The sequence below is a fragment of the Caballeronia sp. 11_S32 genome (genome assembly GCF_056930355.1).
Genome location: NZ_JBXOWH010000003.1, coordinates 1,243,586 through 1,263,172, shown reverse-complemented (window position 1 = coordinate 1,263,172; position 19,587 = coordinate 1,243,586). Strand labels below are relative to the sequence as shown.

General features: G+C 65.0%; 14 protein-coding genes and 1 pseudogene. 7 read left to right on the top strand and 8 right to left on the bottom strand.

The window, feature by feature from the left end; all coding sequences use genetic code 11:
• Nucleotides 1–76: 76 nt before the first annotated feature.
• The 3 genes from AC1Z32_RS17450 to hemC are packed head-to-tail and all read right to left on the bottom strand — an operon-like array spanning nucleotide 77 to nucleotide 4,379.
• Nucleotides 77–1,270, bottom strand: coding sequence for a heme biosynthesis HemY N-terminal domain-containing protein (locus AC1Z32_RS17450; RefSeq protein WP_483481665.1), 1,194 nt, complete (start codon nucleotides 1,268–1,270; stop codon nucleotides 77–79).
• Nucleotides 1,270–3,372: a fused uroporphyrinogen-III synthase HemD/membrane protein HemX gene (hemDX, locus tag AC1Z32_RS17445; protein ID WP_483479805.1), complete on the bottom strand. Its 2,103-nt coding sequence runs from the start codon at nucleotides 3,370–3,372 to the stop codon at nucleotides 1,270–1,272. The genes AC1Z32_RS17450 and hemDX overlap by 1 nt, the downstream gene beginning before the upstream one ends.
• Nucleotides 3,372–4,379 (bottom strand): hydroxymethylbilane synthase, encoded by a 1,008-nt coding sequence (gene hemC, locus AC1Z32_RS17440; protein WP_483479804.1) that lies wholly within the window; start codon nucleotides 4,377–4,379, stop codon nucleotides 3,372–3,374. Before hemC ends, hemDX begins: the two co-directional genes overlap by 1 nt.
• Nucleotides 4,380–4,715: 336 nt before the next feature.
• On the opposite strand from hemC, the gene ppc reads away from it, so the two are divergent.
• Complete coding sequence (gene ppc / locus AC1Z32_RS17435) at nucleotides 4,716–7,775, top strand: phosphoenolpyruvate carboxylase (RefSeq protein ID WP_483479803.1); 3,060 nt, start codon at nucleotides 4,716–4,718, stop codon at nucleotides 7,773–7,775.
• A 45-nt stretch (nucleotides 7,776–7,820) separates the two neighbouring features.
• On the opposite strand, the gene AC1Z32_RS17430 is transcribed toward ppc, so the two are convergent.
• Nucleotides 7,821–8,585, bottom strand: a complete 765-nt coding sequence (locus AC1Z32_RS17430; RefSeq protein ID WP_483479802.1) for a class I SAM-dependent methyltransferase — start codon at nucleotides 8,583–8,585, stop codon at nucleotides 7,821–7,823.
• 133 nt (nucleotides 8,586–8,718) lie between these two features.
• Here AC1Z32_RS17430 and AC1Z32_RS17425 point away from each other — a divergent pair, with 133 nt between their 5' ends.
• From AC1Z32_RS17425 to AC1Z32_RS17405, 5 genes and pseudogenes are all read left to right on the top strand, one after another.
• The gene (locus tag AC1Z32_RS17425; protein ID WP_483479801.1) at nucleotides 8,719–9,525 is read left to right on the top strand and encodes a helix-turn-helix transcriptional regulator; all 807 of its coding nucleotides are present in this window, start codon (nucleotides 8,719–8,721) and stop codon (nucleotides 9,523–9,525) included.
• A gap of 67 nt (nucleotides 9,526–9,592) precedes the next feature.
• Nucleotides 9,593–10,999 (top strand): argininosuccinate lyase, encoded by a 1,407-nt coding sequence (argH, locus tag AC1Z32_RS17420; protein ID WP_483479800.1) that lies wholly within the window; start codon nucleotides 9,593–9,595, stop codon nucleotides 10,997–10,999.
• A gap of 609 nt (nucleotides 11,000–11,608) precedes the next feature.
• On the top strand, nucleotides 11,609–12,538 hold the full coding sequence (locus AC1Z32_RS17415; RefSeq protein ID WP_483479799.1) for a bestrophin family protein: 930 nt from the start codon (nucleotides 11,609–11,611) through the stop codon (nucleotides 12,536–12,538).
• A 146-nt stretch (nucleotides 12,539–12,684) separates the two neighbouring features.
• Nucleotides 12,685–13,290, top strand: a complete 606-nt coding sequence (gene gstA / locus AC1Z32_RS17410; RefSeq protein WP_483479798.1) for a glutathione transferase GstA — start codon at nucleotides 12,685–12,687, stop codon at nucleotides 13,288–13,290.
• A 148-nt stretch (nucleotides 13,291–13,438) separates the two neighbouring features.
• A pseudogene (locus tag AC1Z32_RS17405) lies at nucleotides 13,439–13,669 on the top strand (spore coat protein U domain-containing protein); the annotation flags it as partial.
• A 60-nt stretch (nucleotides 13,670–13,729) separates the two neighbouring features.
• Here the strand turns inward: AC1Z32_RS17405 and AC1Z32_RS17400 are convergent.
• From AC1Z32_RS17400 to apbC, 4 genes are all read right to left on the bottom strand, one after another.
• Complete coding sequence (locus tag AC1Z32_RS17400; RefSeq protein ID WP_483479797.1) at nucleotides 13,730–16,015, bottom strand: Orn/Lys/Arg family decarboxylase; 2,286 nt, start codon at nucleotides 16,013–16,015, stop codon at nucleotides 13,730–13,732.
• 106 nt (nucleotides 16,016–16,121) lie between these two features.
• The gene (gene dcd, locus AC1Z32_RS17395) at nucleotides 16,122–16,691 is read right to left on the bottom strand and encodes a dCTP deaminase (RefSeq protein WP_062610084.1); all 570 of its coding nucleotides are present in this window, start codon (nucleotides 16,689–16,691) and stop codon (nucleotides 16,122–16,124) included.
• Nucleotides 16,692–16,856: 165 nt separating this feature from the next.
• Nucleotides 16,857–17,390 carry a superoxide dismutase family protein gene (locus tag AC1Z32_RS17390; RefSeq protein ID WP_483479796.1) on the bottom strand — a complete coding sequence of 178 codons (534 nt, stop codon included), beginning with the start codon at nucleotides 17,388–17,390 and terminating at the stop codon, nucleotides 16,857–16,859.
• A gap of 119 nt (nucleotides 17,391–17,509) precedes the next feature.
• Nucleotides 17,510–18,598 carry an iron-sulfur cluster carrier protein ApbC gene (gene apbC / locus AC1Z32_RS17385; protein ID WP_483479795.1) on the bottom strand — a complete coding sequence of 363 codons (1,089 nt, stop codon included), beginning with the start codon at nucleotides 18,596–18,598 and terminating at the stop codon, nucleotides 17,510–17,512.
• 260 nt (nucleotides 18,599–18,858) lie between these two features.
• Here apbC and AC1Z32_RS17380 point away from each other — a divergent pair, with 260 nt between their 5' ends.
• Nucleotides 18,859–19,515 carry a YiaD family glycine zipper/OmpA-like lipoprotein gene (locus AC1Z32_RS17380; protein WP_483479794.1) on the top strand — a complete coding sequence of 219 codons (657 nt, stop codon included), beginning with the start codon at nucleotides 18,859–18,861 and terminating at the stop codon, nucleotides 19,513–19,515.
• Nucleotides 19,516–19,587 lie beyond the last annotated feature (72 nt).

Below are 19,587 nucleotides of genomic sequence, written 5' to 3'. Positions count from 1 at the left end.
ACCGTACGCATCGGGTGCCATGCAAAAGGGCCGCTCGAAGCGGCCCTTTCCTTCAAGCAAGCGCAGTGCCGCCGGATTACACGACGTTCATCGCCAGCGCGCTTGCGCGGTAATGCTCCGCAGCCTTCTCCGTGTCGCCCAGTTGCTCGTGCAGACGGGCGAGCGCGCGATGCGTGCGGATCTTGAGCGGCTCGTTGTCCGCGAGTTTCAGCGCCGATTCGAGGAACGCCTGCGCCTTGCCCCACAACTGCTGATGCAGGCACAGCCGGCCGAGCGTGAAAAGCAGGTCGGCGTCTTCGGTGCGCTCCTTCTGCCACGCTTCGGCGCGCTGGATCAGCGGGAACGCGTCGCCGCCGACGATGCAATCCGGATAGCGCCGTAACAGCCGCGCGTCCCAGTTGTGCGCGAGCGCGTCCTCGACGATCTTCTTCGCTTCCGCGCGGCGATCGAGCGCGATCAGCAGTTCGGCGGCGAGATCGGCGAGGCGCGGCGACTGACGCTCCGTCGCCGACAGCGATTGCCACAGTTCCATGAGCGCGTCCGGGTTATGCCGGCGATCGCGCAGCAGGTTCTCCGCCGCGACCTGACGCAGACGCACCGCCACCGCCGGATGCAGCGCCTCGCGCTTTTCCAGCATGCGCACGAGCTTCAGCACCTCGCTCCAGTTCTTCAACTGCTGCTGCGCGCGCAGCGCGATCTGCTGCGCGTGGATGCGCCGTCCGCCCTGCGCCTGCATCTCGGTGAGCGCGACGAGCGCGCCGTCGGCGTCGCGGCCATCGGCGCGCATGTCGGCGGTGGCCATCAGACGGGCATCCTGCCAGTCCGCGCCGCTGACCTGCGCGAGCCATTCGTCGCGGCGCGCGTATTCATGCAGACGGTGCGCCGCGTTCGCGCCGATGAGCCCCGCCGCGCCCTTGTTGTCGTCGACGGAAAGCGCGTCGCGCGCGGCCTTCTCGGCCTTCGAGAAGCGCCCGGCGTAGAGATGCCCGACCGCATCGCGCAGCGACGCATTCGCCTTCGCGAGCCGGCTGCGCGCCCGGTACGCGGCCACGCGCGACGGCATCTTCCAGACGCCGCGCGCCGCGCGGACGATCGCGTACAGCACGATGAACAGCACGACGAGCGCCACCGCGAACAGGTTGAGCGACATGTCCACGCGATACGGCGGGATCACGAGCAGGATCTGTCCGTTGTTGAAGCCGCCGACGGTCGCGACGATCACCGCGACGGCGAACAGCAGCGCGAGCCAGATGAGTCCACGAATCGTCATCATCCGCCTCGCTTGAACTGATGGACGGCGGCGAGGCTCGCGTTCAGGTTCGGCACGGCGACGGCGAGCGACGCCTGATCGACCTGCTTCACGAGTTCGCGCACGGCCTGCACCTTTTTCGACGACGCATCGAAGTAGCGCGCGAGCGCGGCGTCGGCGGCGTGAAGATCCGACTTGAGGGTCGTCTCGCTGCGCGACAGCAGCGACAGACGCGCGGACAACAAACGCAGCTTCACGTTCTCGCGCACGAAGTAGCCCTGATCGGGCGACGTGAGCATCGCGTCGGCATTGTCGATGCGCCGCACCGACACGAGGCTCGACAACTGCTGGCCGATGCCGTTCGTGATCTGACGCCACAGCACCTTCCAGCGCGGCTCGCCGGTCGCCGCCGCGATCGACGCGCTATTGGCCGGCTCGGCTGCCTGCGCACGGGCGCGCGCGATCGGCGCCTCGCCCGAAAGCGGCAACTGGTCGACCTGATCGATGGCCGTGTCGAGCTTGATTGCGAGGCCGGTGAGGTCCGTGGTGGGCGTGGCCTTCAGCTTGTCGATGTCCTGCGCGATCGCCTTGCGGATCGTCACCACCTGCGGGCCGGTGGTCGCGGCGAGACGCGTGTCGGCGCTTTGCAGCGCGAATAGCGCGAGCTGCACGTTGCCCGTCAGTTGCAACTGCTGGCTCGCGCTCGACAGAATCTGCTCGACTTCGGCGACGGTCCAGTCGTCGCGGTTGCTCGCGAGATCCTGATATTGCTGCTGCAGCGCCTGGCTGTGCGCTTCGGCGTCGGCGAGCTTGCCCTGCAACTGGATGATCTGCGTGTTGAGCGCCGTGGTGGCGCTCGCGGCCTGATCGGCCTTCGCGCGAAGATCGGCGTTCTGCTCGTCGGACTGAGCGACGCGTTGCGAGAGTTGCGCGTCGGCGCGGTCGAACTTGCGGTTCAGGACGAAGGCGCCCGCGCCCGCCGCCACCGCCAGAATGACGACGACGAACCACAACACCACGATGCCCGCGCCGCCGCGGCGCTTTTGCTGCTCGTAAGGCGTGAAGGGCGTGTTCGGCGGCAAGGGCGGTGTCACGTTCGGCTGAGGTGAAGCTTTCTTGGAATCGTTCGAGTCAGTCATGCGTGATTGAGCCGTTTGGTGGGCCGGCGCGGTGGCCGGGTTGGCGTCCGTCGGCGCGGATGAGGAATGGATCGAGCTCGATGCGCTCGCGTGTGCGTGGGCCTCCGGATCGCGTGATGTCGCCGCTTGCGCGGACGCGGCGGCGCTAGCGGGCGGGAACAGCGCCTCCAGCGAGTGTGCGATGCGTTCGTCGCCCGCGCCGGACACCGTAATCCTATCAAAACCCGCCCCGCGCGCGGCTTCGGCGATGCGCGGGTGCGGGCACACGAGCGGCGCGCGCTTCAGGCGCACGATTTCGTCGGCGGTGAGATGCTCGTGCGCGAGCTCGGCGAGATTGCGCACGCCTTCCGAGCTCGTCAGCAGCCACGCATGCGGCTCACCTGCCAGCAGTTCGTGAATGCGCTCCCATTTCTGCATCGACGGCTCGGGCAGCACGCGGCGATACGCGGCAGCCTTTTCGACACGCGCGCCTGTCTCGATGAGCCGCTCGGCGAGCCATTCGCGGCCGCCGTCGCCGCGCACGATCAGCACGCGCCGGCCTTCCAGACCGTTCGTGCCGAAATGCGCTTCGATCGCGGTGTAGAGCGCTTCGGAGTCGAAGCGCGGATCGGCTTCTTCCGTCGACGGACTGATCACGCGATGCGACGGCGCATGCACGCCCTGCCGCGCGAGCGCCGCCACCGAGCCGGGACCGACGACCGCGACCGGCAGATCCGCGGGCCACGGCGCGGCGAGCCGGCTGAACGCATGATCGATCGCATTCGGCGACACGAATACGACGAGCGCGTAACGCGCGGGCGCATCCGGCGGCAGATAGAGCTCGTCGAGCGCGGCGCGCAGCGGGGCATCGTCGGCAACGGGCGCGATATCGATGAGCGGGAATTCCAGCGTGTCGAAGCCGGCGCCGGAAAGAATCGCGAGCAACGCGGACGACTGTCCGTCCGGACGCGTGACGACGACGGTAGCGCGGCGTGCGCTCGCCATCAGGACTTCGGCCCCGGGGGCGCGGTGTTGGGGCCGTCCGCGCGGCTCATCGTCGTGAGTGCCTTGACGATGTCCATCGCGCCCTGCGCTTCGAGATCGGCCGAGACGCGCTGGCCGAGCGCGAGCGCGGCGGCGAGATCGGGCGAACGCACGGTTTCTTCGGCACGCAGCACGCGCTTGCCGTCGGGCATCGACACCGCGCCGCGCAGATGCAGCGCGCCCTCGTGCCATACGGCATGCGCCGCGAGCGGCACTTCGCAACTGCCGCCGAGCGCGCGCGACACGGCGCGCTCCGCCTCGACCGCGAGCGCGGTTCGTTCATCGTGCAAGGGCGCGAGCCACGCGGCCATATCGGCGCGATCCGCGCGGATCTCGATGCCGAGCGCGCCCTGGCCCGCCGCCGGCAAACTCTCGGAGGGATCGAGCAGCGCACGGATGCGCGCTTCGAGCCCGAGCCGCTTCAGGCCCGCGGCCGCGAGAATGATGGCCGCGTACTCGCCGCGGTCGAGCTTCCCGAGACGCGTATCGAGATTGCCGCGCAACGGGCGCACTTCGAGATGAGGAAAGCGCGCGCGGATCATCGCTTCGCGGCGCAGGCTCGACGTGCCGACGATGCTCCCCGCCGGCAGCGCGTCGAGCGATTCGAAATGCGGCGACACGAAGGCATCGCGCGGATCTTCACGTTCCAGAATGGCGCCGAGCGCGAAGCCTTCGGGCAGTTCCATCGGCACGTCCTTCAGCGAATGCACGGCGAGATCCGCACGGCCATCGGCGAGCGCGGCTTCGAGCTCCTTCACGAACAAACCCTTGCCGCCGACCTTCGACAGCGTACGATCGAGAATCTGATCGCCGCGCGTTGTCATTCCGAGGATTTTCACGTCGCAAGATGGATATAATTTGTGCAGCGCACACCGCACGTGCTCGGCCTGCCACATCGCCAGCCGGCTTTCCCGCGAAGCGATGGTTATGCTCGTGGGCGGTGTCGTGGAACGCGTCTCGGAATTCATTGATGCTCGATCGAATGACGGGATGGATGAATAGACATTAGCGAACAATGGTAGCACGCACGCCAAGGTCCACCGACACCCAGGCAGCGCGCGAGAGCCTTGTCCGATGCGCCTTTCGGGGCGTCCGCGGTGCGTTTCTATCGATGTGAACGGCGGCGCTCGCCGTGTCGCGTGCGATGAACGCTTCGGGGCGCGCCGAACGCCGCGGCATGCTGTCGCCGGTTTGACGCACGGCCGTTCGCACGGTCTGCGGTTTCCTGCTCGATGCCTCGCCCTTTCCGGTCGCGGCGTCGCGTCGATGTGCCCTGGCTTCGCAGCTTCTGAGAGGAACCCAACGTGACGTCTTCTGGATCGGCTCGCGCGGCGCGCCGCAACGCCGCATTGCCCAAGTCTTCCTCCTCCGACGCGCCCCGCCCGGCGTCGTCGCCCATCGTCACGAAGGCCGCCACGGCCGCGAAGGCATCGAAAGCGGCCATCGCGCCGAAGGCGAAGCCAGGCATCAAGGCCGCGGCGAAACCCGTCGCAACCCGGGCGAAAACGCTGCGTGCGAACGGCGCGGCCAGTTCCAAGCCCACGAGCCGCACGCGCGACGACAAGGACCGCCCGCTCTTCGAGGACATCCGCTTCCTCGGCCGCCTGCTCGGCGAAGTGCTGCGCGAGCAGGAAGGCGACGCCGTGTTCGATGTGGTCGAAGCCATTCGTCAGACGGCCGTGAAGTTCCGCCGCGAGGACGACAGCGAAGCCGCCCAGGCGCTGGAGAAGAAGCTGCGTGCGCTGACGCCGGAGCAGACGGTGTCCGTCGTGCGCGCGTTCAGCTACTTTTCGCATCTCGCGAACATCGCCGAAGACCGGCATCACAATCGCCGCCGCCGCATTCACGCGCTCGCGGGCTCAGGCTCCCAGCCGGGCACGATCGCCTATGCAATCGAGCGCATGCGCGAGCACAAGAACATCAGCGCGACGCGCAAGATGCTGGAGAAATTTTTCGGCGATGCGCTGATCGTCCCCGTTCTCACCGCGCATCCGACCGAAGTGTCGAGAAAGAGCATTCTCGATGCGCAGCACGACATCGCGCGCCTGCTCGCCGAGCGCGATCAGGAGCTGACCGCCCGCGAGCGCGCGCAGAATGCAGCCGTGCTGCGCGCGCGAGTGACGTCGCTATGGCAGACGCGCATGCTGCGCGACGCGCGCCTCTCCGTCACCGATGAAATCGACAACGCGCTGTCCTACTATCGCGCGACCTTTCTCGCGGAGATTCCCGCGCTCTACGCCGATATCGAAGGCGCGCTCGCCGAACACGGCCTGCCCGTGCGCCTGCCGCCGTTCTTCCAGATGGGAAGCTGGATCGGCGGCGACCGCGACGGCAATCCGTTCGTCACCGGCGAGACGCTCGAAACGGCGATCACGCGGCAAGCCATCGTGATCTTCGAACACTATCTGGAAGAGGTGCACAAGCTCGGCGCGGAGCTGTCCGTGTCGAACCTGCTCGCCGGTTCGAGCGATGCATTGAAAGCGCTCGCCGATGCCTCGCCCGACCAGTCGCCGCATCGCACGGACGAACCGTATCGGCGCGCGCTCATCGGCATCTACACGCGGCTCGCGGCGAGCGCGCGCGTGCGGCTCGGCGAAGGCGTCGTCGCCGTGCGCAGCGCGGGCCCGGGCGCGCCGCAGATCCGCGCGAAGCCTTACGCCGACGCCTCCGAATTCGTGCGCGACCTGCACGTGCTGATCGATTCGCTCGCCGAGCATCACGGCGCGTCGATGTCGATCCTGCGACTGTCGCCGCTCGCGCGCGCGGCCGAAGTGTTCGGCTTTCATCTGGCGAGCATCGATTTACGGCAAAGCTCGGACATTCACGAAGCGGTCGTCACGGAGTTGCTCGCGCGCGCGGGCGTCGTCGCGGATTACGCGTCGCTGTCCGAGGAACAGAAGCGCGAAGTATTGTTGAAGGAACTCGCGCAGCCGCGTCCGCTGCGCCTGCCCTACGCGCAATATTCGGATCTCGCGAAGAGCGAGCTCGGCGTGCTCGAAGCGGCGCGCGAGACGCGCGAGAAGTTCGGCATGCGCGCGGTGCGCAACTACATCATTTCGCACACGGAAACGGTGAGCGACCTGCTGGAAGTGATGCTGCTGCAGAAGGAAACGGGCGTGCTGCACGGTTGCCTCGGCGCCAGGGACGACGCGGCGCGCGACGGCCTCATGGTCATTCCGCTCTTCGAGACCATCGCCGACTTGCGCAACGCGCCTGTCATCATGGGCGAGTTCTTCGCGCTGCCGGGCATCGACAAGCTGATCGAGAATCAGGGCAACGAGCAGGAAGTGATGCTCGGCTACTCCGACAGCAACAAGGACGGCGGCTTCCTCACGTCGAACTGGGAGCTGTATCGCGCGGAACTGGCGCTCGTCACGCTGTTCAAGGAACGCGGCACGACCTTGCGTTTGTTCCATGGCCGCGGCGGCACGGTCGGCCGCGGCGGCGGCCCGACCTATCAGGCGATTCTGTCGCAGCCGCCCGGCACGGTCGACGGGCAAATCCGCCTCACCGAGCAAGGCGAAGTCATCGCGAGCAAGTTCGCCAACGCCGAGATCGGGCGGCGCAATCTGGAGACGGTCGTCGCGGCGACGCTGGAAGCATCGCTGTTGCCGCACGAGAACGCGCCCGCGCAGTTGCCGCAATTCGAGGCGACGATGCAGACGCTCTCCGATTCGGCGATGGCCGCATACCGCGCGCTCGTCTACGAGACCCCCGGCTTCACCGACTACTTCTTCCTGTCGACGCCCATCTCCGAGATCGCGGAACTGAACATCGGCAGCCGGCCGGCGTCGCGCAAGCTGCAGGACCCGAAGCAGCGCAAGATCGAGGATTTGCGCGCGATTCCGTGGGGTTTCTCGTGGGGCCAGTGCCGTTTGCTGTTGACCGGCTGGTACGGTTTCGGCAGCGCTGTGACCGCTTATCTCGACAAGGCCGGCTCCGAGGAAGAACGCGCGAAGCGGCTCGCGACGCTGCGCAAGATGCACAAGACGTGGCCGTTCTTCAAGAACCTGTTGTCGAACATGGACATGGTGCTCGCGAAGACCGATCTCGCGGTCGCGTCGCGCTACGCACAGCTCGTCACTGACAAGAAGCTGCGCAAGACGGTGTTCGACAAGATCGTCGCGGAGCACGAGCGCACGTCGAACGTGCTCGCGGAGATCACGGGCAAGGGCGAGCGTCTCTCGGACAACCCGCTGCTTGCGCGCTCGATCAAGAACCGCTTCCCGTATCTCGATCCGCTCAATCACTTGCAGGTGGAACTGTTGAAGCGCCACCGCGCCGGCGATCAGAACGTGCGGCTGCGGCGCGGGATTCACCTGACGATCAACGGGATCGCGGCGGGGCTGCGCAATACGGGTTGATGTTTCGCGGCGTCGTGTCGTTGCGGCACGACGCCGTTTTCCTTCCTAGCCCCTTCGCTTCGCCTCGATCATCATCGCGTCCAGCTCGAACGAGCAATCGTCCTTCACGCCGAAGTACTGGCGCACTTCATCGGGCGCGCTGTTCCACATCGACCTGATCGCCGTCACGCGCTCCGGCGGCGTGCGCATGCGCGTTACCCACGACTCGAATTCCAGCGGAATGCGCCAGCGCTCGGTCACTTGCGCGTCGAAGCCGGCGGCATCGAGCATCGCGATCCATTCGTCGGCGCGATAGTCGCGGATATGCGATGCATCGCGCAGGATTTCGATCGCCTGAATGTGCGTGTCGTAGAGCGGATCGTCAATGCCCGCGATATCGATGAACTTCAGCCGCCCGCCCGGCTTCAGCACGCGCCGCACTTCATTCAACGCGGCCGGCACGTCGCGCCAGTGATGCGCGCTCATGCGGCTCACGGCCCAGTCGAACGCGGCGTCGGCGAACGGCAGCGTTTCGGCCGCGCCCTGCTGCGTGCGGATCGTCGTCAGGCCGCGCTCCTTCGCGGCGGCTTCGACCGTCGCGAGCATCTGCGGCGCGATGTCGTACGCGACCACCTCGCGCACGTGCGGCGCGATCGCGAAGCTCGCGTGGCCCGCGCCGCAGCCCATGTCCAGCACGCTCGCGTTGCCGCAGGTGGCCGCGAAGGTCGCGGAGAGATTCTGCAGATCGGCGCCGCTCGCGTGGACGGCGCTCGTGAGATAGGCGGCGGCGGTGCTGCCGAAGGCATCGGCGACCTGGTCGTGGTGTTTCATCGTGGGCTCCGGTTTCGTTATGGCTCTAGTGCCTGCCGCTACAATAGAGCCGCCTTTGTACCAGTACAAGTTGAGCAGATATTCTGGTATCTATACCACCCGTCGACGCCAGAACACGCGTTTCGAAGTCTGAATGAACCATCCCGACAAGCACGACCCCCTCGCCGAAACGCCCGCGCACGCACTCGGCGAATTCATCCGCGCGCATCGAGAACGGCTGTCGCCGCAAGCCGTCGGCCTCGCGGCCGGTCCGCGCCGCCGCACGCCCGGCCTGCGCCGCGAGGAAGTGGCGCAACTCTGCGGCGTGAGTCCCACCTGGTACACGTGGATCGAGCAAGGCCGCCCGGTGTCCGCTTCCGCCGATGCCCTCGCGCGCATCGCGGTCGCGCTTCAGCTGTCGCGCGCCGAACGTGCGTATCTTTTCGAGCTCGCGGCGCAGCGCGATCCCGCCGAGCCCGATCCCGCGAGCCAGGACGCGCCCGCCGCGCTGCTTCAGACCGTCGCGCTGATCGGCGCGCCGGCCTACGTGCTCGATCGTCAATGGAACGCGCTGCGCTGGAACCAGCATGCGGCCGATCTCTTCGTCGGCTGGCTCGACGGCACGAACGATCGCAATTTGCTGACGTACACGTTCACATCGCCGGCGGCGTGCGATCTCATCGTCGATTGGGAAACGCGCGCGCGACGCCTCGCCGCCGAATTCCGCGCCGACTCGATCCGCCATCTGAACGATGCGCCGACGCGCGCGCTCATCGACAATCTCAGCGCCGCCAGCGACGCATTCGCGCGCTTCTGGGCGTCGCAGGACGTGTTCGAGCGCGAGGGCGGCGAGCGCGCGTTCAACCATCCGGCGCACGGGCGCGTGGTGTTCAATCAGATCACGTTCAAGCCGGCGCATCGGGAGGATTTGAAGCTCGTGATTCTCGTCGGGGACGCGTAGCTCGTTTTGTTAAAATCGTAGGCTTCCGGCTTGCAGAAAGCCGCCTCAACCGCCACTGCACATCACCATGACGTCCCAACTCCACAAAAAAGGCGAAGCCTGGTCGGCTCGCTTCTCCGAGCCGATGTCGGAGCTCGTCAAGCGCTATACGTCGTCGGTGTTCTTCGACAAGCGCCTCGCCCTCGTCGACATTCAAGGCTCGCTCGCGCACGCGTCGATGCTCGCGGCGCAGAAGATCATCAGCGCCGACGACGTCGCCGCCATCGAGCGCGGCATGGCGCAGATCAAGGGCGAAATCGAGCGCGGCGAGTTCGAGTGGAAGCTGGATCTGGAAGACGTGCATCTGAATATCGAGGCGCGTCTGACCGCGCTGATCGGCGATGCGGGCAAGCGCCTGCACACCGGCCGCTCGCGCAACGATCAGGTCGCGACCGACATCCGCCTGTGGCTGCGCGGCGAGATCGACCGAATCGGCGGGCTGCTGAAGGATCTGCGCGTCGCGCTCATCGACATGGCCGAAAAGCATGCCGACACCATCATGCCCGGCTTCACGCACCTGCAGGTGGCGCAACCGGTGACGTTCGGGCATCACCTTCTGGCCTACGTCGAAATGTTCTCGCGCGATGCCGAGCGCATGCGCGATGCACGCAAGCGCGTGAATCGCCTGCCGCTGGGCGCGGCGGCGCTGGCGGGCACGAGCTATCCGATCGACCGCCACGCGGTCGCGAAGACGCTCGGCTTCGACGGCATCTGCGCGAACTCGCTCGACGCCGTTTCGGATCGCGATTTCGCCATCGAATTCACTGCGGCAGCGGCGCTCATCATGACGCACGTGTCGCGCTTCTCGGAAGAGCTCGTGCTGTGGATGAGCCCGCGCGTCGGTTTCATCGATCTGGCGGACCGCTTCTGCACGGGTTCGTCGATCATGCCGCAGAAGAAGAACCCCGACGTGCCCGAGCTCGCGCGCGGCAAGACCGGCCGCGTGAACGGCCACCTGATGGCGCTGCTCACGCTGATGAAAGGCCAGCCGCTCGCATACAACAAGGACAATCAGGAAGACAAGGAGCCGCTGTTCGATACGGTCGATACGGTCGCGGACACGCTGCGCATCTTCGCGGAAATGGCGGCGGGCATCACGGTGAAGCCGCAAGCGATGCGCGCGGCGGCGCTGCAAGGCTTCTCGACCGCGACCGATCTCGCGGACTATCTCGTGAAGCGCGGCCTGCCCTTCCGCGATGCGCACGAAGCGGTCGCGCATGCGGTGCGCATTTGCGTGGATCGCGAGTGCGATATCGCGGACCTGTCGCTCGAAGAAATGAAGAAGGAACTGCCGAACGTCGCGCATCTCATCGGCGAGGACGTGTTCGAATATCTGACGCTCGAAGGGTCGGTGGCGAGCCGCAATCACGCGGGCGGCACGGCGCCGGATCAGGTTCGGGCAGCGGCAAAGGCGGCGCGCGCGGCGCTCGACTGAAACGTCCCGCATCAGCTCGTTCGCACCCCAAAGGCTGGATATCCGTCCGGCCTTTGGGGTGTTTTACATGGCGAGCATGTTTTCCTGCCATTGGTTCTGAAACGCAAAAGAAGAAGGGAAGAATGCGCGGTCTTCGAACCTGCGTCGGCCGGCCGGTTAATTCCCGAATCAAGATCAAGATGGACTACGTCAAAACGCAGAACCTGCGCGGCGCCTTCACGTGGCAACTCGACGGCGACGGTCCCAAATCTGAGCTGCTGAAAGTCACGAGCGACGGGCTCAAGTGATGTCCGTGGTGTGGCGACGTATTCGAGCAATTCGAAATGGTTATACGTCGCACGCAAGATGCGGATTCAAACGATCAACGGCCTTATTCGCTCCGGTTTCCTGATTAATTGACCGAGCTCTGCGGGAAGGAGCTTTCATTCTGGTTTCCCGCCCGGCGGCTATGAGTCAGCACGAATACGCACGAGCAGACAACGCAATGGCGCGTTCCTCGCATCGATCGCGTGTGATGCGGTGACGAAACCAGCGTGACGTTTCCGCGAATCGATAAGCTCCCTTATGATGTCGATCATTCATGATTCCGACTCGCCCGGCGCCCGCGATATGATCATCCGCCCTCAACTGAACTGGTTCCGGCTGCTGTTCGTGTGGCGCGGCTCCGTGCTGCCGCAAATGCTGCCGCGGCTCGCGCTGATCTTCACGCTGTCGGTGGCGGCCATCTTCATGCACGATCACATGCGCCACTACCCGATCGGGCTCGGCACGCCGCCGTTCGCGCTCGTTGGCATCGCGCTCGCGGTGTTTCTGGGGTTTCGCAACGGCGCGAGTTATGAGCGCTGGTGGGAAGGCCGCAAGCTGTGGGGCTCGCTGCTCAACACGTCGCGGGCGCTGGCGCAGCAGGTGTTGTCGTTGCCCGATCCGCGCGATCCGATGCACACGCGAGACTTTCTCGCTGCGTTGGGCGGACTGGCGCATGCGCTGCGGCATCAACTGCGCGGCACCGACGCGCTCGCCGATCTTGCACCGCGCTTGCCAGCCGGGTTGCACGCGCGCGTGACCGCGGCGCAGTACCGGCCCGCGTTGATTCTCGTCTGGCTCGGCGAATGGGTCGCACGGCGCAAGCGCGAAGGCGCGCTCGACGGCTGTGCGATGCTCGCGATTCAGCACAATTTGAACGCGCTGTCTGACGTGATCGGCGGATGCGAGCGCATCGCGACCACGCCGCTGCCGTTCTCGTACTCGGTGATGATCCACCGCACGGTTTATCTCTTCTGCGTGTTGCTGCCCTTCGGACTCGTCGATGGCGCAGGTCTGCTCACGCCGCTGTTCGCGCTGCTCGTCGCGTATGCGTTCATGGCGCTCGAAGCGATCGCCGCGCAGATCGAGGATCCGTTCGGGCTCGAAGAGAACGATCTCGCGCTCAATGCCATGTGCGACACCATAGAGGTCGCGTTGCATGATATGGCCGCGGACCCGGAGTTCGCGATGCCGCCGAAGCCGTTCACACCTCCGCGCGATTTCATCCTCGACTGACATCGATCGATTCACTGCCTCAAAGCAGCAGCCATTCCGTCGAGTCCTATCTTTCACCCGACGACACAGATAGTTTCATGACAGCGGATGCGGCGCGCACACGACATCGTTCATAATCGTGCGCGATTCACTCTGGAGATCATGTTTTGAAACTGTTCTACAAGGCAGGCGCCTGTTCCCTCGCATCGCACATCGCCCTCGAAGAATCCGGGCTTCCTTACGAAACCGAAGCCGTCGACCTCAAGACCAAGCTCACCGCGAGCGGCGCGGATTTCACCAAAATCAACGCGAAGGGTTACGTGCCTGCGCTGCTGCTCGACAACGGCGAGTTGCTGACCGAAGGCCCGGCGATCATGCAATACATCGCGGACCAGGCTCCGGCGAAGCATCTCGCGCCCCTCAACGACGCCATGGCGCGCTATCGTCTGCAAGGCTGGCTCACGTTTATCGGCACGGAACTGCACAAGAACTTCTCGCCGTTCTTCAATCCGGCCGCCAGCAGCGACTGGAAAGCCGCCGCGATGGCCAATCTCGAGCGCCGTCTCGCTTACGTCGCGCAACAGGTCGACGACCAGCAATTCCTGCTCGGCAACGAATTCAGCATCGGCGATGCATATCTCTTCACCGTGCTCGGCTGGGCGAAGCACATCGATCTCGACCTGGGCAAGTGGCCCGCGCTCGTCGCGTATCAGGCGCGTGTCGGCGCGCGTCCCGGCGTGCAGGCGGCGATGAAGGCCGAAGGGCTCATCTAAACCCACTGCCCGACCACCCGGAGCACCCGGAGCACCCGGAGCACCCGGCGAAGCGGCCTTCATCCGAAGGCCGTTCTTTCATCCGGACGGTCCAATCCAACGTCTCGACAATCTGCTCGCCACAATACGGCGGGGGAGACGACGGAAGGTGGCACCGTCGCGGCACACAAGCTCGCGCCCTCGGAAGGCGGCGTGGGAAACGATCGACTATCAGATCTATTACGTTCCCGTGCGCGTCCAGATTCGGGGAGACGGCACGAACGGCGCAACGGTGACGCACAGCGTCGGCACCGGCTCCGCGCAGACGTTCACGGTGCATGGCCAGGTGCCGCCGGTGCCACCGCGACCGGCCAGGGCCGCGGGACACCACCACGACACGATCACGGCGACGATCAGCTTCCGAATCAACTTCCGGGCGAGCCGAATGTCGCCGTCGCGATCAATCCCGCACGCAATCGACGAAATACTCGATGCGTCCGTTGATCATCTCGCCGACGAGCCCGTGGATATCCGTATGGAAGCCCGGGAAGCGCTCGTTGAACTCGCGCGCGAAGCGCAGATAATCGACGATCGTGCGATTGAAACGCTCGCCCGGAATCAGCAACGGAATGCCCGGCGGATACGGCGTCAGCAGGATCGACGTCACGCGCCCTTCGAGCTCGTCAATGGGCACGCGATCGATCTCGCGGTGCGCGAGCTTCGCGAACGCTTCGGACGGTTTCATCGCCGGCTCCATGCTCGACAGGTACATCTCCGTCGTCAGGCGCGCGATGTTGTTCGCGCGATAGACGCTGTGAATCTGCTCGCATAGATCGCGCAGGCCGATGCGCTCGTACGACGGATGCTGCGCGACGAATTCCGGCAGCACGCGCCACAGCGGCTGGTTGTTGTCGTAGTCGTCCTTGAACTGTTGAAGTTCGGTGACCATCGAGTTCCAGCGGCCCTTCGTGATGCCGATCGTGAACATGATGAAGAACGAGTACAGCCCCGTCTTCTCCACGATGATGCCGTGCTCCGCCAGATACTTCGTCACGATCGCGGCCGGAATGCCGTGCTCGCCGAACTCGCCGTCCACATCGAGTCCCGGCGTGATGATCGTCGCCTTGATCGGATCGAGCATGTTGAAGCCTTCCGCGAGCGCGCCGAAGCCGTGCCAGCGGTCGTTGGGCTTCAGAACCCAGTCCTCGCGGTCGCCGATGCCCTCTTCCGCCAGCGCGTCCGGGCCCCAGACCGTGAAGAACCAGTCGTCGCCGTATTCGGCGTCGACCTTGCGCATCGCGCGGCGGAAGTCGACGGCTTCCGCGATCGATTCTTCCACGAGCGCCTCGCCGCCCGGCGCTTCCATCATCGCGGCAGCGACGTCGCAGGACGCGATGATCGCGTATTGCGGCGACGTCGACGTATGCATCAGATACGCCTCGTTGAAACGATGCCGGTCGAACGTGCTGTTCTCGCTGTCCTGCACGAGAATCTGCGACGCCTGCGAAATGCCCGCGAGCAGCTTGTGCGTGGAGTGCGTCGCGAACACGAGCGCGCCCGTACGCGGACGCCCCGCGCCGATAGCGTGCATGTCCTGATAGAACGAGTGGAACTCGGCGTGCGGCAGCCAAGCTTCGTCGAAGTGCAGCGTGTCGAGCAGGTCGCCGAGCAGATCCTTGATCATTTCGACGTTATAGATCACGCCGTCATACGTGCTCTGCGTGATCGTCAGGATGCGCGGCTTGATCTTCGGGTTCTTCGCGAGCGCCTCGCGCGCGAACGGATTCGCCTCGATCTTCTTGCGGATGTTCTCCGGCTTGAACTCGTCGCGCGGAATCGGCCCGATGATGCCGAAGTGATTGCGCGTGGGCGTGAGGAACACGGGGATCGCGCCGGTCATCGTGATCGCGTGCAGGATCGACTTGTGGCAATTGCGGTCCACCAGCACGATGTCGCCCGGCGCAACGGTCGCGTGCCACACTATCTTGTTCGAGGTCGAGGTGCCGTTGGTCACGAAAAAGAGATGATCCGCGCCGAAAATGCGCGCCGCGTTGCGTTCCGACGCCGCGACCGGACCGGTGTGATCGAGCAGTTGGCCGAGTTCCTCGACCGCGTTGCAGACGTCCGCGCGCAGCATGTTCTCGCCGAAGAACTGATGGAACATCTGTCCGAGCGGATTCTTCAGGAACGCGACGCCGCCCGAGTGTCCCGGACAGTGCCACGAATACGAGCCTTCGTCCGCGTACTGCACGAGCTCCTTGAAGAACGGCGGCGCGAGCGCATCGAGATAGACCTTCGCTTCGCGGATCACGTGGCGCGCGACGAACTCCGGCGTGTCCTCGAACATGTGGATGAAGCCATGCAGTTCGCGCAGGATGTCGTTCGGCAAGTGGCGCGAGGTGCGCGTTTCGCCGTACAGGAAGATCGGGATATCGGCGTTGCGGCGGCGCACCGCGTTGATGAACGCGCGCAATGCGACGATGGCCGATGCCAGTTCCGGGGTGTCGCCTTCCACGACGACGTTGTCGGCGTAAGGCAGCAGCTCGTCGTCATCGATCGACAAAATGAAACACGACGCGCGGCTCGACTGCTGCGCGAACGCGGCGAGATCGCCGTAGCTCGTCAGGCCGAGGACTTCGACGCCTTCTTTCTCGATCGCCTCGGCAAGCGCGCGGATGCCGGAACCCGAGATATTCTCGGAGCGAAAGTCTTCGTCGATGATGACGACGGGGAAGCGGAACTTCATGAGGCGAATCTCCAAATGGAACGACCGCTGGCTCGGATGCAATCCGAAAGGCCAGCGGTCTTTCGACAAGCGTTTGCCGTGTGCGTTTCTTAAAGCGCGGCGATGATCAGGTTTTCGGCAGCGTCACGCCGTGCTGTCCTTGATACTTCCCGCCGCGATCCGCGTACGACGTCTCGCACATTTCATCGCTTTCGAAGAACAAGACTTGGGCGACGCCCTCGTTCGCGTAGATTTTTGCAGGCAAAGGTGTCGTATTCGAGAATTCGAGCGTGACATACCCTTCCCATTCCGGCTCGAACGGCGTCACGTTGACGATGATCCCGCAGCGCGCGTAGGTCGACTTGCCGAGGCACACGGTCAGGCACGAGCGCGGAATGCGGAAATACTCGACCGTGCGCGCGAGCGCGAAAGAATTCGGCGGAATGATGCAGACATCGCCCTTGAAGTCGACGAAGGATTTCTCATCGAAAGCCTTCGGGTCGACGATCGTGGAATTGATGTTCGTGAAAATCTTGAATTCGTCTGCGACGCGGATGTCGTAGCCGTAGCTCGACGTGCCATAGCTCACGATCTTGCGGCCATCCTCGGTCACGCGCACCTGATCGCGCACGAACGGCTCGATCATGCGGTGCTCTTCGGCCATGCGGCGAATCCACTTGTCGGACTTGATGCTCATAGGGGGACGCTACTCAACGGTGAACGGCTCGGTCTCGCGACCGCCGCCTGCGGTGAAACGGGGCATGGCCTCGGGCGGCGTGCTCGCCGCGCGCGGGCCAAACGAAAGCGCGTATTTTACGCGATTGAGCCGCGGCGTCAGGCGCGACGCGCACGGCCATGGCGCCTAGCGGCGGATGACGCCGCAAGCGAGCGCCGGGCCCACGTTGTGCGGCGCGCTCGCGTACGGGTCCAGGGCTTCGCGGTGCAGCATGATCGCGCGGGAAATGACCGAGCGCACGCCGTCGAGCGAGACGTCGGTCGCGACAATGAAGCCCGTGGCCGAGCCGGTCGCGTCCGCGCGGATATTGCCCAGCTCGCCCTCGAGCCGCGCTGCCGGCTTCCTGCGCTCGGCCGGCAGCGCGAACACGGGGCTCGCGTCCGGACCGTTGACGGCGATGCAGTCGCCGCGTTCGTGCACGGTCAGCGCGTGCTCGCTGTTCGGCGGCATGTCGGTGAGGCTGTAGGACACTTGCACGCCGTCCGCGCGCTCGATCAGCGTGACGGTGCCGCGCGTGGCGTTGCCGGTCGTGGGCTTCAGCACCGCGTCCGCACGTTTCTCGTGATTCTGGAAGATGAGGCCGCAACCGCTCAGCATGACGCTGCAAGCGGCCATCGCGATCAAGGCGTGAAGCGCCCTCCCGTCGAATCTGTGTCTCATGCGATCCTCTCGGCGGCCCGCCGACGCCCAGTGCGTCGACGCTGCCGCGCTTCGAAGGCGACATGATACCGCGAGCCGCATCGCACAAGGCTCGCGAAGATTCGATCGAATGCTCTGGATCAGGTGTTCTGCACGACGATGCTCGGGAACTTCGAGGTCATGTCGCGCTGACGCTCGGCGATCGAGATCGCGACGCGCCGGGCGATCGCCCGATACGTCTCCGCGATGCGGCTTTCAGGCTGCGACACGACCGTCGGCTGGCCCGCGTCGGTGCGCTCGCGAATGGCGATATCGAGCGGCAACTGGCCGAGAATCTCGACACCGTACTCCTTCGCCATGCGCTCGCCGCCGCCCGCGCCGAAGATGTGCTCTTCGTGGCCGCAGTTCGAGCAGACATGCGTGCTCATGTTCTCGACGATGCCGAGAATCGGAATGCCGACCTTCTCGAACATCTTCAGGCCTTTCTTCGCGTCGAGCAGCGCGATGTCCTGCGGCGTCGTCACGATCACCGCACCCGTCACCGGCACCTTCTGCGACAGCGTGAGCTGAATGTCGCCCGTGCCCGGCGGCATGTCGACGACGAGGTAATCGAGATCTTTCCAGTTGGTTTGGCGCAGCAATTGTTCGAGCGCCGAGGTGACCATCGGGCCGCGCCAGACCATCGGATTGTCCTGCTCGATCAGAAAGCCAATGGAATTCGCCTGGATGCCGTGGCCCGTGAGCGGGTTCATCGTCTGATTGTCGGGCGATTCGGGGCGGCCGGTGATGCCGAGCATCATCGGCAGCGAGGGACCGTAAATGTCCGCGTCGAGCATGCCCACCGATGCGCCTTCCGCCGCCAGCGCGAGCGCGAGGTTCGCGGCCGTCGTGCTCTTGCCGACACCGCCCTTGCCCGACGCCACCGCGATGACGTTCTTGACGTTCGGCAAGAGTTTGACGCCGCGCTGCACCGCGTGCGCGACGACCTGCGACGCAACGTCCACGGTCACATTCGCGACGCCCGGCACCTGACGCAGCGCGCTTTCCACCTGCTCGCGGATCGCGCCGAACTGCGTTTTCGCCGGATAGCCGAGCACGACGTTCACCGCGACATTCGCGCCTTCGACGGTCACGTTGCGAATGCTTTTCGTGTCGACGAACTTGCGGTTGGTATTGGGATCGGTCAGTGTGGCGAGTGCGATGTCGATCTTCGCGCGGTCAATACTCATCGAAACTCCATGGAACAGTTGTTGCTCAAAGCCAGCGGCGCACTGCAACAAACTGAAGAAATTGAAAGGAATTGTTAGCGCCGTTGCGCGCGGCTCGCGTGCATTGCACTATGCCGCTGCAAATCTTTCCGGGGACGCATCGCATCGTGTAACCGGGCGCCTTCTCAATATTGTAGAGGCTCGTCCGGAAGCTCGTCCGAAGACCCTTTCGCACTGTCGGCGCATCGCCGAACTGCTTGTCGATTCATAGGAGATCGAAGATGAATATCAAGTTCTTGACCCGCCTGTCCGTGTTCGCCGTGGCCGGCGCACTCGTCGCCGGCTGCGCGACGCAGCAAGGCACCAACACGGCGGTTGGCACTGGCGTCGGCGCTGCAACCGGCGCGGGCATCGGCGCCATTTTCGGCGGCGGCAAGGGCGCGGCGATCGGCGCGGCCACGGGCGCGGCGGTCGGCGGCATCACCGGCTACAACTGGCAGAACATCAAGAACAAGATTTCGGGCGACTCGAAGGGCACGGGCACGCAAGTGTCCGAGCAGCAGGACGGCTCGCTGAAGGTGAACATCCCCAACTCGATCTCGTTCGACACGAACAGCTACGCGATCAAGCCCTCGTTCGATCCGGTGCTGAATTCCGTCACGCAGACGATGCAGCAGCATCCGGAACTGATCGCGAACGTCATCGGCCATACGGACAACACGGGTCAGCCGGCATACAACCAGACGCTGTCGCAGAATCGCGCGCAGAGCGTGGCTTCGTACATCGCGACGCACGGTGTCCCGGCGCAGCGTCTGTCGTCGCAGGGCATGGGCCAGAACCAGCCGGTCGCCGACAACTCGACGGAAGCGGGCCGCGCGCAGAACCGCCGCGTGGAGATCTATCTGCGCGCGACCGCGCAGCCGGGCCAAAGCCAGTAAAGCATTTGATTTAAAAGGAGAAGTTGCCGCCACAATGGCGGCGGCCGAAGCAGAGGTCAAGCACCGGTAAAT